A 14,296-nucleotide genomic window follows, 5' to 3' on the forward strand; every position below is an offset into this window, starting at 1 on the left:
AGCGCGGCCCGTTCCCGGCTGCCGGCTGCCGGATTGGCCATCCGGTCAGTAGCCGGCCTCGTGGTGCTTGGCATATCGTACCGATTTTGGTACGATTGGTGTCAAGACGATGACGAGAGAGCAGATCCAGGTCACGCTCGGCGTGCGATTCTTCCAGACGGCCCGTGGCAACGAGCCGGTGCGCGAATGGCTGAAGGCGCTTGGGCCAGCCGAGCGAAGGGTGATCGGCGAAGAGATCAAGACCGTTCAACTCGGCTGGCCGCTCGGCATGCCGCTGGTCCGGAAAATGGCGCAGGATCTGTGGGAGATCCGCGTGACGCTGCCAGGGCGGAGCGCTCGCGTGCTGTTTACGGTCGCCGGCGACGCGATGGTCCTGCTGCACGGCTTCTTCAAGCAGTCGCGGGCCACGCCGTCGGACGATCTCGATGTCACCGTCGCGCGCCTGAAAGCGCTGATGCGCGCCATCTGAATTTCCCGGTTGCACTGGAACGCACCGTCTTCGACGGTCGGGCAGCCGGCAACGCCATGCATTGGAGTACCCCATGACGACCACGAACAATCCGCATATCGGCAGCGATTTCGATACCTTCCTCGAGGAGGACGGCAATCTCGAAGCGGCCACCGCCACCGCGATCAAGCGCGTGATCGCCTGGCAGATCGGGCAGGAAATGAAGGCGCAGCACATCACGAAAACCGCGATGGCCGCACGGATGAAAACCAGCCGCGCCGCGCTCAACCGTCTGCTCGACGAAACCGACACGAGCCTCACGCTGGCGACGCTCGCGAGCGCGGCCGCCGCGCTCGGCAAACGGCTCAGCTTCGAGCTGGTGCCCGCCTGACGGGCGTGATGCATCGGCTTACGGTCGAGCCTGCGCCGCTGCGCGTGATGCGTGCGGCGGAATGGCCGGCAATCCGGCCGGCGGTTCGGCCATGATTGGCCGGCGCGTTGCCGCTGGCGGGCGAGTGTCGGCGCCGCGCGCACATGCCAGGTCACTGACGCGGCCTGGCCACCTGCAGATAGAGCAGCGCACCGCCCGCGAGCAGCAGCGGGCACAGGATGTACCAGCCTGTCGTCAGGAACAGCCCGGCGACCGCGACCAGCGAAATCCACGCACAACGGTGCGCGATGCCGCCACGCGGCAGCAGCTTCAGCGCGGCGGCCGCGCCGAGTCCATACACCATCACGAAGCATCCGGACGTGACGAGCACGAGCGGCTTCGGCCCGACGTCCGACAGCGTCGTCGCGGCCAGTGCGATGGCTGCGAGCATGGCAATCACGCCGAGGCTGCGGCGCGGGACGCCGCCGACCTGGCTGCCTTGCGCGAGCCACGCGGGCAGCGCGCCGTCGCGCCCGAGCGCCGCGCCGAGCTTGGCTGCGCCCGCGAAATACGCGTTCATCGTGCCGAGCGTGAGCAGCAGCGCGGCCGCGGCGGCGAGCACCTGCGCATGACCGCCGATGCCGCCCGCGATCAGTTCGGCGAGCGGCGCACCCGATGCGCCCGCGGACGGCCCGAGCACCGTCACGCTCGCGGCGGCGACCGACAGGTACAGGAACCCGACCACCACGACCGCGATCCCGGCCGAGCGCGGCATGTCGTGCGCGGGCCGGCGGAATTCAGCCGCGAGATGCGTAATCGCTTCCCAGCCGGCGAAGCTCCACACGAGCAGCGCGGCGGCCTGGCCAACCGCGAGCCAGCCGTGCGGCGCGAACGGATGCAGGTTCGCGGTGTGCGCATGCGGCGCGGAGGCGAGCACCGCGGCGAGCAGCAGCGTGACGAGCAGTGCCGACAATACGAGCTGCATGCGGCCCGATACGGTGACGCCGAATGCATTCGCGGCCGACACGGTCGCGATCAGTGCGGCGGCCGTGACGACGACGGTCGTGTGCCCGCCGCCCGTGACGGCCGCGACGTATGCGCCGCCGAACATCGCGGCAGCCGGCGCACCGGCCGGTACCGCGAAGTAGAAGCACCATCCGACGATCGCAGCGGCTTTCGGCCCGAATGCGCGCCGCGCGTAGGTGGAGACGCCGCCAGCATCGGGATAGCGCGCGCCGAGTGCGGCAAAGGTGGCCGCGAGCGGCCCGGACAGCACGACCAGCGCAGCCCATGCGAGCAGCGAGGCCGGCCCCGCGACTTCGGCAGCCAGTGCGGGCAACGCGATCACGCCGGTGCCGAGCACCGCGCCGATATAGAGCGCGGCGCCCTGGAAAATCGTCAGCGAGCCCGCGTGATGAGCGGTGGGCGAATCGGCATGCGAGGGCATGGACAGCAGTCTCCGGAAGTCTTGTTGTGTTCGAGCGCGCGAGTCCGCGCGGAAAATCGTTCGATGCTACCCGAACGATGGCGCGAGCGCGGCCCGGCGATCAGTAGTCCGTGCGGCGCCGCGCGTCAGCCGATGTCAGTAGTGGCGCGCGAGCCGCAGGCGGGCATCTTCGCGCGCGGCGGGCGACAGTTCGGGCGCGTAATGGAACGCTCCCGAAACCAGCGATGCGACGGGCACGCCGTCGCGGAACAGCACGCGATTGCCGGCCAGCGCCGGCACCTTGTCGCCGGGCAGCAGCGTGCCGGCCAGATTCAACGGATCGGCGCCCGTCACGCACACGTACTGCCCGTCGCCCGGTTGCCGCCGCAGTTCGCGCAGGACCGGGATCGCTTCGGGCAGCGCGAATTGTTCGCCCGCGAGCCCGGCGACGAAGCGTCCGCCGCGAATCTCGCCGCGCGCTTCGAGGCGCTGCAGCACGCGCACGAGCTCGCGCCAGCTCGGCAGCCAGTCGGCTTCGCGTTCGAGCAGCCGCCAGAACACGACGCCATAGCGGCGCAGCAGCGTCCACGCGACGTGTTCGAGCGCGTCGGGGTCGGTCGCGGCCTGGCCGCGTTTCGGCGCCGGTGCATCGTGCGGCGGCGCGTGGCGTTGCACGAGCGCCCAGCGGCCCGCGTCGTCCATCCCGCCGATCAGCGCGCCGCCGCGCCGCGTGCGCGGCGCATGGGTCGCGCTGCGCTTGACGGCCGGCTTCAGCAGCGCACGCAGGCCCGCGTAGCTGTCGGCATTCACGAGGCCGGCCGACACGAGTTCGCCGAGCGCCTGTTCGAGTTCGACGGGCAACATGCGCAGGTCGTCGAGCAGTGCGTCGAAGAACATCGCGCCGTGCGCGGCGAGGGCATCGCGCACCTGCGTGGCCCGCGCGGACAGCGCCGGTTGCGCATCGGGATCGCGCAGCGCCTGCCAGGCGGAGAGGTGGCGGCGCGGCAGCAGCACGATCGGCGTCGTCTTCACGGGCGTGCCGGCCGCGCGCGCCGGTGCGCCGATGCGCGTCCACACGAGTTTTCCCGAGCGGCACAGCTCGTCGAGCCCGCCCGCCATGTAGTCGGTGAGCCGAGCGGGCAGCAGCGCGTCTTCCCATGCGCTCGCCGCGGCCTCGTAGCCTTCGAGTTGTTCGACCACGGCCGCGAGTGCATCGCGCCCCGTGCCGCGCGTGTCGGGCGTCAGGTGCTGCCAGTGGAACAGGAAGCGCATGAAATCGGCGCGCTCCACCGGCTCGATCTCGCGGCGCAGCCGCTTCACCGTATAGCGATGAATGCGCGCAAGCAGATGGCGCTCGCACCATTCGTCTGCTGTCGCGCCCGGCGTGAACCGGCCGCGCATCACATAGCCTTCGCGTTCCAGCGCCGCGAGTGCCGTTGCGATCGGCGCAGGCGGCAGGCCGAGCGGTGTCGCGATTGAATCGAGTGCAAGCGGCCCGAAGCCGGTGAGCCGTGCGCGGATCACGTCGACGAGCGCGGCATCCGCTTCCCACGGCTGTGCGCAGGCTGCCGGCACCTTGAGCGCTGGCGCGATGCGCGCGTCCGGATGCAGCGCACGCACGCACACGAGCCGTTCGACCGGCACCCACAGCGCGGTGCCGCCGGGTGTAACGAGTTTCGTTGCGCGGCGGCGTTCGGCAAGTTCCGCGAGCCGGTCGGGCCAGCCTTCGTGTACGCGTGCTTCGTTGTCGGAGATGCACGCAAGCGTGAGCAGCGCGTCGTGCATTTCGTCGGCGTCGCGCACGAGCGGCCACGCTTCGTCGCGCACCGCATCGATCGCGTCGGCGTCGAGCGCGCCGAGGTCGTCGGCCGATTCGGGATCGCTCCAGCGGCGCGACTGCACGGCCTGCGTGCGGCGCTCCTCGAGCGGTGCATCGTCGAGGAATGCGTAGGGTTTCGCGTTCAGGATCTCGGCCGCGAGCGGCGACGGCGCGGGCAGGTCGCGCGCAACGAGCTCGATCGCGCCGCTTTCGATCCGGCGCAGCAGCGCAAGCCAGCCGTCGGTGTCCATCGCGTCGTGCAGGCAATCGTCGAGCGTCTGGTCGACGAGCGGGTGATGCGGGATCTCGCGCTCGCCGACGATGTTCTCGAGGCACGCGACCTGATCGGGGAACACGGTCGCGAGCAGATCCTCGCTCTTCATCCGCTGCAGTTGCGGTGCGGTGCGCTTGCCGCCCGTGAAGCGCGGCAGCGCGAGCGCGGTTGTCGCGTTCCAGCGCCAGCGCACGCCGAACATCGGCGCGTCGAGCAGGGCCTGGACCAGCACGTGCTCGGCGCTGGCCGAACGCAGGTAGCGCCACACTTCGTCGAGCGCGAAGCTGTGCGCGAGCGACAGCGACAGGATGAGCGCGTCGTCGGTCGCGGCCGCCTGCAGTTCGAAGTTGAAACCGCGGCAGAAGCGCTTGCGCAGCGCGAGCCCCCATGCGCGGTTGATGCGGCTGCCGAACGGCGAATGGATCACGAGCTGCGTGCCGCCCGATTCGTCGAAGAAGCGCTCCATCACGAGCGTGTCCTGCGTTGGCAGCGCGCCGAGCGCGGCGCGCGTGCGCGCGAGGTAGTCGGCGATCTGGTGCGCGGCGTCCGGCGACAGGTGCAGATCGTCGACGAGCCAGCGCAATGCCGGCACGAGGCGGCCGTTGGCCGGGCTGGCAGGGGCGACGTTGTTTTGCACACTGCTCACGGCTTCGGCTTCGGCTTCGGCTTCGGCTTCGGCTTCGGCTTCGGCTTCGGCTTCGGCTTCGGCTTCGGCTTCGGCTTCGGCGCGTGGCGTCGATTTTGCACCGACCTTTGCCTTGGCTTGGGTCGTAGCCTTGACTGCAGCCGCGGTCTTCCCGCCGGTATCGACGTCAGCGCGTTTACCGCCACCGGCATGCACCAGCCGGTCGCCATCGGCGAACAGCCCGTCGAGCCGCGCGCGCAGCCGGCCGACCGCCGCCGACAGTTCGTCGCTGCGCCCCGGTGCCTCGCCGAGCCAGAATGGAATGTTCGGCGACTGGCCCTGCGCGTCTTCCACACGCACGCGGCCCGTTTCCACGCGAATGATCCGGTACGACTGGTTGCCCAGCTGGAACACGTCGCCCGCGAGGCTCTCGATCGCGAAATCCTCGTTGACGGTGCCGACCTGGATGCCCTGCGGTTCGAGCAGCACCGCGTAGTCGGCCATGTCGGGGATCGTGCCGCCCGACGTGGTGGCGGTCATCATCGCGTTGCGGCGCCCGCGCACGGTGCCGCCGACCACGTCGCGATGCAGGTACGCGCCGCGCACGCCGCGCCGGCTCGTGAAGCCTTCGGCGAGCATCTTCATCACTTCGTCGAAGCGTTCGCGCGTGAGCCGCGCGTACGGCGCCGCCCGCGTGAAGCTCGCATACAGTGCGTCTTCCTGCCATTCCGTGCACGCCACTTCGGCGACGAGTTGCTGCGCGAGCACGTCGAGCGGCGCTTCGGGAATGCGCAGTGTGTCGAGTTCGCCGCGCTGCACGCAATCGAGCAGCGCCGCGCATTCGACGAGTTCGTCGCGCGATAGCGGAAACAGCCGGCCCTTCGGCACGCCGCCGACATGGTGCCCGGAGCGGCCGACGCGCTGCAGGAACGGCGCGATGCCGCGGGGCGAACCGACCTGGCAGACGAGATCGACGTCGCCGATATCGATGCCGAGTTCGAGCGATGCGGTGGCGACGAGCAGCTTCAGTTCGCCACGCTTCAGGCGCTGCTCGGCGTCGAAGCGGTGTTCTTTCGCGAGACTGCCGTGATGTGCGGCGATCGCTTCCTTGCCGAGCCGGTCGGCGAGATGGCGTGCCATGCGCTCGGCGGTGCGCCGCGTGTTGACGAACACGAGTGTCGTGCGATGCGCGGCCGCGAGCCCGGCGATGCGGTCGTACACCTGTTCCCACACGTCGGTTGCCATCACGGGTTCGAGCGGCACGTTCGGCAGTTCGAGCGCGAGGTCGCGCTCGCGCGTGTGGCCCGTGTCGACGACCGTGCAATCGCGCGGTGCGTCGGCCGGCCCGCCGACCAGGAAGCGTGCGACTGCGTCGATCGGCTTTTGCGTGGCCGACAGTCCGATACGCGGGAGCGCGCTGCCTGCCAGCGCATCGAGACGTTCGAGCGACAGCGCGAGGTGGCTGCCGCGCTTGGACGACGCGAGCGCATGGATTTCGTCGACGATGACCGAGCGCACGTTCGACAGCATCTGGCGCCCCGACGTGGACGACAGCAGCACGTACAGCGATTCGGGTGTCGTGACGAGGATGTGCGGCGCACGCTTGCGCAGCGCGGCGCGTTCGGCCTGCGTCGTGTCGCCGGTACGCACGGCGGTGCGGATTGCCGGTACCGGCAGGCCGAGTTGCGCGAGCGATTCGGCGATGCCGGCAAGCGGCGCATCGAGGTTCACGTGGATGTCGTTCGACAGCGCCTTCAGCGGCGACACGTACACGACGAGCGTCGCGTCGGGCAGCGTGCCGTCGTGCGCGAGCGCATCGCGCACCAGATCGTCGAGCGCGCACAGGAACGCGGTGAGCGTCTTGCCGGAGCCGGTGGGCGCGGCGACCAGCGTCGAGCGGCCGGCCTTGATGTGCGGCCACGCGAGTGCCTGCGCGCCGGTCGGCGCGGCGAACGTGCGCCGGAACCACGCGGCGACGGCCGGGTGGAACACGTCGAGCGCACTGGTGGCAGGGCGGGTAGCGGTGACGTCCATCGCAGCGTTGAAATGGGGGGCAAGCGCACGGCAGGCGTGCGCACGAATCGAATCGTCAGTGTGCCAGACGTCGCGCGTGCGTGCCGGGCGCGCGTGTCGACGATTCAGCTTCAGATGGGGGCCTGCACCGCACTTTCAACGGACGGAAAGTTGCATGCGCGTGGGCATGCCGATAGCGTGTCGAATTGCGTCGAATTGCAACTAAACGCGATGCAGCCAGCCGAGCCAGTGTTCGAGCAGCGGCGCACGCGACCACAGCGACTGCGCGAGCCACAGCGTGCCGCCCCATGCGGCGGCCACGATGATCAGATCGCAATGCCCGCTGTTCCACAGGTTCAGCGAATGACGCCGCCAGATCCACGGCACGCCGAGCGGGTTCGGCCAGTCGGCGAGCAGGTGCATCACGCCGCCGCATGCGAAGCCGAACAGCGGCGCGGCCCACAGCGGATGCGGATGATGGATGAGCCCGTGCCACCCGAGCGCAAGCAGGGCGATCCAGCCGATGCCCCAGTGCGTGACGGTGCGATGCGTGATCCACAGGCGGCGCTTGCGGCTCCACCATGCGACTTCGAGCCAGTCGGGCGCCGTGCCGCCCGCGACGCCCGCCGCGAACGCGGCGAGCATGCCGGTGTGCCACGGGCCCGTGGCGCCGGTTTGTGCGACGAGGACGGCGGCGGCGACGCCGGCTGCGAAGCCGGATGCGTGATGCGCATTGTGTGATGCCATAGGAAGCGAGACGAAGAAACGTGAAGCGGCGCGTGAACGAAAAAAATGATGCGGCGCGAAAGCGGGGCGCTATCTTCGCAGATCGGCCCGTGCAGCGGGAGGAACGGTTGCAGATTTTTTTGCGCGTGTCGTGCGGCCCGCCGCGCAGTTTGCAACTTTCGGTTTTGTGCGCTGCGTGATGACACGCACTGCCTGCAATTTCGACCGATCTGCATGCAGGTTCGGAAGCGGCAGCGTGACCGAGCGCACACGACGGATGCGCTTTCGCGACACGTCGCGTGTTCGACCCTTTTTGTCCCCCTATACTACGAAACCGGAGATGGCCATCGGCGTGCCGGCGGCCATGAGCGGAACAGGTGCTTTTCCTGCCTGAAGGAGATCCACATGGGGGACATGCAATGACTACGCTGAATCGCTTCAAATCATCCGCTGTCGTGCTCGCGACGGTGGCCGGCATCGGTTTCCTGCCGAACGCGCCCGTCTATGCGAAGGGGCCGCAGCCGGCCGTCCTGACGAGCTCGGCCGTTGCGGTGGCCGACAAGTACAGCGCGGATGCCGCGGAGCGGATCTTCAAGGAAGGCGGCAACGCGATCGACGCGGCCGTCGCGATCGCATTCACGCTCGCCGTCACGTATCCGGAAGCCGGCAACATCGGCGGTGGCGGCTTCATGACGATCTACCAGGACGGCAAGCCGTACTTCATCGACTATCGCGAGCGTGCGCCGCTCGCCGCGACGAAGGACATGTATCTCGACAAGGACGGCAACGTCGTCAAGGGCATGAGCCTGTACGGCCCGCGCGCGGTCGGCGTGCCGGGCACGGTCGCGGGCATGTGGGAGGCGCAGAAGCGCTTCGGCAAGCTGAAGTGGAAGCAGGTGCTCGCGCCGGCGATCCACTATGCGCGCGACGGCTTCGTCGTCGACGAACAGCTCGCGCAGCGCGGCGTCGACGCATCGAAGGAGTTCGGCGGCAAGACCAACTTCGACAAGTATTTCTCCGGGCTGAAGGCCGGCGTGAATTTCAAGCAGCCGGATCTCGCCGACGTGCTCACGCGCATCGCGAACGGCGGCGCGGAAGGTTTCTACAAGGGCAAGACGGCCGAGCTGATTGCCGCATCGATGAAGACCGGCGACGGCAACGGGCTGATCACCACGGAAGATCTCGCGCAGTACCGCGCGGTGTGGCGCCAGCCGGTGCAGGCGAAGTGGAACGGCTATGACGTGATCACCGCGCCGCCCCCGAGCTCGGGCGGCATCGGCCTCGTGCAGTTGCTGAAGATGAAGGCCGACCTCAAGCAGGACTTCGAGGGCGTGAAGCTCAACTCGCCGCAGTACATCCACCTCGTCGCGGAAATCGAGAAGCGCGTGTTCGCCGATCGTGCGCAGTATCTCGGCGATCCCGATTTCTACAAGGTGCCGATCGCCCAGCTGACCGACAACGCGTACATCGCGAAGCGGGCGGCCGAGGTCAACCCGAAGGAGCCGTCGGATACGAAGAGCGTGCAGCCGGGCCTCGGCACGACGATGCCGGAGAAGGCTGAAACGACGCACTTCTCGGTGGTCGACAAGTGGGGCAATGCGGTGTCGAACACGTACACGGTCAACGGCTATTTCGGCTCGGGTGTGATCGCCGACGGTACGGGCATCGTGCTGAACGACGAGATGGACGACTTCTCCGCGAAGCCGGGTGTCGCGAACATGTTCGGCGTGGTCGGCAGCGACGCGAACGCGATCGAACCGAAGAAGCGCCCGCTGTCGTCGATGTCGCCGACGATCATGACCAGGGACGGCAAGGTGTCGCTCGTGATCGGCACGCCGGGCGGCTCGCGGATCTTCACGTCGATCTTCCAGGTGATCAACAACATCTACGACTTCAAGATGCCGTTGAAGGAGGCCGTCGGCGCGATGCGTTTCCATCACCAGCTGCTGCCGCCGAACACGATCTTCTGGGAGCCGTACCACCCGATCGAAGGCGAACTCGCGAAGCAGATCGAGGCGCGCGGCTATACGCTGAAGGGGCAGGATTTCAGCGGCGACATCCAGGTGATCAAGATCGACGGCAAGACGCCGGAAGCGATGGCCGACCCGCGCGGTCGTGGCGTGACGCGGATCATCCACTGACGTGAAGTGATGCTGCGCGGTTGCGCAAGCGGCCGCGCGCGGTGTTCCGCAGCCGGGTGTCGGGCAGCCGGCTGCGGAGCACACTCAGCCGGTGGCCCGGATGAATCCGGCGATGCGCGCCGCGATGGTGTCGGGTGCATCCTCGAAGCAGTAGTGCCCGACGCCCGCCAGCCGCTCGACGGGTGCGGACGGAAACAGTGCCGTGAAGAGCGGCAGGCAGTGTTCGGCGCCGAGCGTTCGATCGGCGTTTCCCCAGATCGCGAGCGCGGGCTTTTCGCGTATCGCGCGCAATGCCGCCGCATCGGGCTCTTCGAACCGGTGCGCGCCGGCGGCAAACCCGCGGGCCCATCCGATCGCGCCGAGACAGTCGGCCGGTTGCGCGAACGGCGCACCGTATGCGGCGATCCAGGTGTCGTCGATGATCGCGTGATTTTCGAACCCGTTCAGCTTCAGCGTGCTCAGGATGTTGAAGCCGAGCTGACCGAGCACCGTCTCCAGCGTATCGTCCGCTGCCGCGCGCAGGATCCACCGGAACCACGGCGCATCGCGGCCGTTCGCGGTCAGGCGCTCGACAAGATCGGGCTGGCCGAACGGCGTCGGCCCGTTCGCGGACACGATGCGCCGGATGCGGTCCGGATGCCGCGCGGCCAGCCCCATGCCGACCGGGCCGCCGAAATCGTGCATCACGAGCGTGATGTGCTCTAGGCCGAGCGCGAGCACGAAACGCTCCAGGTTGTCGATATGGTCCTGCAGCCAGTAGCTGCGGTCCTGCGGTGTCGCGCTTTTGCCGAAGCCCATGTGATCGGGGGCGACGACACGGTGCGTCGGACTCAGCGCCGCAACCAGATGGCGAAACAGATAGCCCCACGTGGGTTCGCCATGCAGGCACAGGATGGTTTCGCCGTCGTGCGGGCCTTCGTCCGCGTAGTGCATCCGGAAGCCGGATGCGTCGTCGAAATGCGGGGCGAATGGAAAGGTGCCATCGAACGTGGCATCGGGCCGGATCATCGAACGCTCCTTCGGATAGTCGGATAGTCTGGTTTCAAGTTGAAACCGAATTGAAGCGTAGGATATTGGGTTGCAAGCTGCAACCGAAAAGATGGCCGGTGACGTGCCGGAAAGCGGCGTTGCGGGAATGAATTGGCTGGAAATAGGCGCTAACGTGCGAATCAGGCCCGAATCGGCCGTTCCATTCGTCGATCGTGAACAGTCAGGCCCCGTGCGATTGATTTTTTGTGTGACGAGTTTTATATTGCAACCATTCATTTCAACGGAAACGACCGCCGTTCCATCCGCATTCCGGGAACGGTGCCGACGCATGCATCGATGAACCGACGAACCACGCACGAGGATTCCCCCTGCGGCGTTGCCCGCCCGCTGGACGCGATCGGCGACTGGTGGTCGCTGCTGATCGTCCGCGACGCGTTCGACGGGCTGCGCCGCTTCGGCGAATTCCAGAAGAACCTCGGGCTGGCCAAGAACATCCTGGCCGCGCGCCTGCGCAACCTGGTCGCGCACGGGATCATGGACATCGTGCCGGCCGCAGACGGCGGCGCGCATCACGAATACGTGCTGACCGAGAAAGGGCGCGGCCTGTTTCCACTGCTCGTCGCGCTGCGGCAGTGGGGCGAGGATTTCTTCTTCGAACCGGACGAGGCGCATGTGCTGCTCGTCGACCGGAAGACCGGGTTGCCGGTCAGGAAACTGGAACTGCGGTCGCAGGACGGGCGCGTGCTCGGGCCGGAAGACACGGTCGTGTTGCCGCTGCCGGACTGACCAGCGTACCGGTTCAGCGGCGCATGCACCTGCACGATCAGCTCGGCAAGCGGGTTGATCGAGATGCGGCGCTCCATCGCCTGCGAGTGGATCTGCTGACAGGCCTCTTCCTCGCTGATCGCGTTGTGCTGTATCAGCAGCGTCGTCGCTTCCTGCAGCGTGCGCGCGGACATCACGCGCTGTTCGAGCTGCGCGATGCAGCGCCGGTATTCATCGTGCCGGTGCATCGGCACGACGAACAAGGTTGCGTGCACAACCTTTTATGGCATGCCGATGCGCGTCGAACCGCGCTCAACTGCGGTCGCTTGCCGCGTTGCTTTCGAGAAAGCTGTCCACCGCAACGAGAGACTGTTCGTCGAGCGTGCCCAGCACGCTCTTCAGCTTCAACTGCAGCTTCAGCGCATCGAGATAGCTGTCGAACAGCTTCTGCCGGATGCCCGAGATGTCGCGCCGCAGGTTCAGCGTTTCGTACGTCGTGCTGTAGCCGACCTGATGCGCCTTCATCGACGAATCGTACGCGAGCCGTGCGGCCTGCAGCGACTGCTGCAGCGCGCGGATGCGCTTGCCGACCGATTCGAGCGCGGACAGCGCCTCGCGATGATCGGTGCCCAGTTGCTCCTCGACCTCGCGCAGGCGGTTGCGGTACTGCTCGGTCACGTGTTCGGCCTCCACCTGCCGGTAGTACACGCTGCCGCCGGAGAAGATCGGGATCGTCACCTGCACGCCGACCGCGCTCTGATGGAAGTCGGAGCGATCGGTGAGCCCGCGCAGGTTCGGGTTGAGCCCGCGCGAATACGACGCGAACAGGTCGACGGTCGGCAAGTGCTCGGTGCTGACGCGCTTCGCAGCGAGCCGCGCGACCTGAACGTCGCGGTACGCCTGCCGGTACGCGGGGTTGTCCTGCGGCGCGTATTCGCCCGACGGAATGCGTGGCGACGACCCGCGCATCGCGAGCCGCGGCCAGCGCGAGAAATCGATCGTCGAGCCGAGCAGCGTCTCGTAGCGTGCGCGGCGCGCGTCGACGTCGGTTTGCGCGAGCGCTTCGTCGGATTGCGCGAGACTGCGGCGCGCCTCGATTTCGGCCGTATCGCCGATCGTCTTCATCCCGAGCTGCGCCATGCGTCGCGTATCGCTTTCGAGCCGGGTGAGCGCGTTTACTTCGTCGTCGGCCGACTGCAGTTTCTCGCGCGCGCTCAGCAGGTCGAAGCACGCGTTCGCGACGCGCAGGATCAGGTCCTGCTTCGCGACCTCAAGCTTCTGCTTTGCCGATTCCTCGTATTCGGTTGCGCGCCGCATGTCGTACAGGTAGGGCACGTTGAACAGCGCCTGCGTGACCTGCGCGGACCCGTATGCGGCATTGCTCGACCCGCTGACGTCGATGCCGAACAGGTTCGCGTGCGTGCCGTAGCGCCCCCATTCGAGTTGCGCGGCGGCCTGCGGCAACATCTGCGCGCGTGCCTCGGGGAATTTCTGGCGGGCCGCATCGTATTCGCTGCGCGCCTGCAGGTAGCGCGGATCGTGCACGGCGGCGTACTGGTAAGCCGTGTCGAGGCAGAACGCGTGCGCGTTCGCCGACATGCCGGCCATCGTTACAGCGAACAATGTCACGGTTGCAAGTCGGGAATTCCACCTAGTCGGAAAACTTGATAGGGAATTACCCGCATTCCGCGTTGCCGATCCGCGATTCGCGCGCCTCGTTTCAAACATGGCCGTCTCCGTCTCCTGCCCGTGCCGCAATGCATTGCGGCGGGATTTAAACGTTTTGAAATTGAAATTCAAACAGCATGAATGCCTGTCACCCGGGATGCATCGGAAACCACGCCTGTAAGAGTGTGTCCTCCATTGAATTCCGATGCGCTCGCATGATAGCCTGATTTCGGCTCGTAATCGCAGTGATTATTAGATTAACAAGTCGCTAGGGATTAAAAGCCGTTTGTCTTTCAATGAAGGTTCTTTGCATCATCTTTATTTTTTACGAGGAGAGAATGATGAAGGTCATGACGACGGAACAGGTCAGGAATGTGCATGGCGGCGGTGTGATCAGCTCGCTGGGTAGCCTCGCCGTTGACGCCGCGCCGGTGGTGACCGCGCTCGGCCAGTTCCTGCCGAGCCTCGGCAATTACCTGCAGAACCCGAAGACGTTCAATAACACCGGCAAGTAACCGCCGTGCGCGGGGAGGCGCCCCCCGCGCGAAATGCTGCGAAACAGAATGAAAAGAATCGATCGCCGCAGTGGAAATAAAGCGAATCCGAAATGCATTATTTTCGGTTCGGGCGATTATCAGGAGGCAGGAGTGCCGGATTATCCCCGTAATAAAGTGAGCGGCCGATAAGATTTCAATTGGCTGACGGTGACGGGCATTTCGACAATATAAAGGCCACAATAAATGCGAGACATCACGGAAGAACAGGCCCGCCAGATTCGCGGCGGCGCGTCGCTTTACTCCAATTCGGCCGCCTATACGGTCGATCTCGTCAACCAGTCGATCGGATCCACGCTCCAGGGCCTGATGACCCAGTACCAGACCCGCGCCGTCGAACAGTTCCGGATGTCGCTCGGCTCGTCGCGCTGAGCGGCTCGCCAAGCGGCCGGTAACACCGATCTTTCGTCGCAGCCGGCAGCGTGCCGGCTGCGCCCATGCGTATCGCGCACGACCCGCCACGGGCCCGCTACCGGC

At 66.9% G+C, this 14,296-nt stretch carries 11 protein-coding genes and 1 pseudogene; 6 read left to right on the forward strand and 6 right to left on the reverse strand.

The features are described from left to right. The first annotated feature begins 109 nt into the window (after positions 1–109). Positions 110–469 (forward strand): type II toxin-antitoxin system RelE/ParE family toxin, encoded by a 360-nt coding sequence (locus G3N64_RS06305; protein ID WP_205782862.1) that lies wholly within the window; start codon positions 110–112, stop codon positions 467–469. Between the two features lie 73 nt (positions 470–542). Beyond that, positions 543–839 (forward strand): XRE family transcriptional regulator, encoded by a 297-nt coding sequence (locus G3N64_RS06310; protein WP_011355454.1) that lies wholly within the window; start codon positions 543–545, stop codon positions 837–839. 151 nt (positions 840–990) lie between these two features. Here the strand turns inward: G3N64_RS06310 and G3N64_RS06315 are convergent, their stop codons facing one another. From G3N64_RS06315 to G3N64_RS06325, 3 genes are all read right to left on the reverse strand, one after another. Further along, complete coding sequence (locus tag G3N64_RS06315; RefSeq protein ID WP_205782863.1) at positions 991–2,265, reverse strand: amino acid permease; 1,275 nt, start codon at positions 2,263–2,265, stop codon at positions 991–993. A gap of 135 nt (positions 2,266–2,400) precedes the next feature. Next, a complete protein-coding gene (locus G3N64_RS06320; RefSeq protein ID WP_205782864.1) occupies positions 2,401–6,996 on the reverse strand; it encodes a DEAD/DEAH box helicase in 4,596 nt (1,531 codons plus the stop codon). Positions 6,997–7,197: 201 nt separating this feature from the next. Then, the gene (locus G3N64_RS06325; RefSeq protein WP_205782865.1) at positions 7,198–7,722 is read right to left on the reverse strand and encodes a metal-dependent hydrolase; all 525 of its coding nucleotides are present in this window, start codon (positions 7,720–7,722) and stop codon (positions 7,198–7,200) included. A gap of 398 nt (positions 7,723–8,120) precedes the next feature. Between G3N64_RS06325 and ggt the strand changes: the two genes are divergently transcribed. Further along, entirely contained in the window at positions 8,121–9,842 is a 1,722-nt protein-coding gene (gene ggt / locus G3N64_RS06330; protein WP_205782866.1) for a gamma-glutamyltransferase, read from the forward strand. A gap of 84 nt (positions 9,843–9,926) precedes the next feature. Here ggt and G3N64_RS06335 read toward each other — a convergent pair whose 3' ends face one another. Continuing rightward, positions 9,927–10,850, reverse strand: a complete 924-nt coding sequence (locus G3N64_RS06335; protein WP_205782901.1) for an alpha/beta fold hydrolase — start codon at positions 10,848–10,850, stop codon at positions 9,927–9,929. Between the two features lie 318 nt (positions 10,851–11,168). Between G3N64_RS06335 and G3N64_RS06340 the strand changes: the two genes are divergently transcribed. After that, the gene (locus G3N64_RS06340) at positions 11,169–11,618 is read left to right on the forward strand and encodes a helix-turn-helix domain-containing protein (RefSeq protein ID WP_205782867.1); all 450 of its coding nucleotides are present in this window, start codon (positions 11,169–11,171) and stop codon (positions 11,616–11,618) included. A gap of 44 nt (positions 11,619–11,662) precedes the next feature. On the opposite strand, the pseudogene G3N64_RS40160 reads toward G3N64_RS06340, so the two are convergent. Both G3N64_RS40160 and G3N64_RS06350 read right to left on the reverse strand, forming a co-directional pair. Next, positions 11,663–11,845 (reverse strand): annotated as a pseudogene (locus tag G3N64_RS40160) (ANTAR domain-containing protein); the annotation flags it as partial. Between the two features lie 64 nt (positions 11,846–11,909). Further along, positions 11,910–13,325 carry a TolC family protein gene (locus G3N64_RS06350; protein ID WP_205782868.1) on the reverse strand — a complete coding sequence of 472 codons (1,416 nt, stop codon included), beginning with the start codon at positions 13,323–13,325 and terminating at the stop codon, positions 11,910–11,912. A 281-nt stretch (positions 13,326–13,606) separates the two neighbouring features. Here G3N64_RS06350 and G3N64_RS06355 point away from each other — a divergent pair, with 281 nt between their 5' ends. Continuing rightward, positions 13,607–13,780 carry a hypothetical protein gene (locus G3N64_RS06355; protein ID WP_205782869.1) on the forward strand — a complete coding sequence of 58 codons (174 nt, stop codon included), beginning with the start codon at positions 13,607–13,609 and terminating at the stop codon, positions 13,778–13,780. Positions 13,781–14,005: 225 nt separating this feature from the next. Continuing rightward, positions 14,006–14,191 carry a hypothetical protein gene (locus G3N64_RS06360; protein ID WP_031396799.1) on the forward strand — a complete coding sequence of 62 codons (186 nt, stop codon included), beginning with the start codon at positions 14,006–14,008 and terminating at the stop codon, positions 14,189–14,191. The last annotated feature ends 105 nt before the right edge of the window (positions 14,192–14,296 follow it).

The sequence above is a fragment of the Burkholderia sp. Ac-20344 genome (assembly GCF_017104975.1).
Classification (GTDB): Bacteria; Pseudomonadota; Gammaproteobacteria; order Burkholderiales; family Burkholderiaceae; genus Burkholderia.

Coding starts and splice junctions, on each gene's coding strand:
- G3N64_RS06305 (WP_205782862.1), top strand. CDS start 110: ATGACGAGAGAGCAGATCCAGGTCACGCTCGGCGTGCGATTCTTCCAG.
- G3N64_RS06310 (WP_011355454.1), top strand. CDS start 543: ATGACGACCACGAACAATCCGCATATCGGCAGCGATTTCGATACCTTC.
- G3N64_RS06315 (WP_205782863.1), bottom strand. CDS start 2,265: ATGCCCTCGCATGCCGATTCGCCCACCGCTCATCACGCGGGCTCGCTG.
- G3N64_RS06320 (WP_205782864.1), bottom strand. CDS start 6,996: ATGGACGTCACCGCTACCCGCCCTGCCACCAGTGCGCTCGACGTGTTC.
- G3N64_RS06325 (WP_205782865.1), bottom strand. CDS start 7,722: ATGGCATCACACAATGCGCATCACGCATCCGGCTTCGCAGCCGGCGTC.
- ggt (WP_205782866.1), top strand. CDS start 8,121: ATGACTACGCTGAATCGCTTCAAATCATCCGCTGTCGTGCTCGCGACG.
- G3N64_RS06335 (WP_205782901.1), bottom strand. CDS start 10,850: ATGATCCGGCCCGATGCCACGTTCGATGGCACCTTTCCATTCGCCCCG.
- G3N64_RS06340 (WP_205782867.1), top strand. CDS start 11,169: ATGAACCGACGAACCACGCACGAGGATTCCCCCTGCGGCGTTGCCCGC.
- G3N64_RS06350 (WP_205782868.1), bottom strand. CDS start 13,325: ATGTTTGAAACGAGGCGCGCGAATCGCGGATCGGCAACGCGGAATGCG.
- G3N64_RS06355 (WP_205782869.1), top strand. CDS start 13,607: ATGAAGGTCATGACGACGGAACAGGTCAGGAATGTGCATGGCGGCGGT.
- G3N64_RS06360 (WP_031396799.1), top strand. CDS start 14,006: ATGCGAGACATCACGGAAGAACAGGCCCGCCAGATTCGCGGCGGCGCG.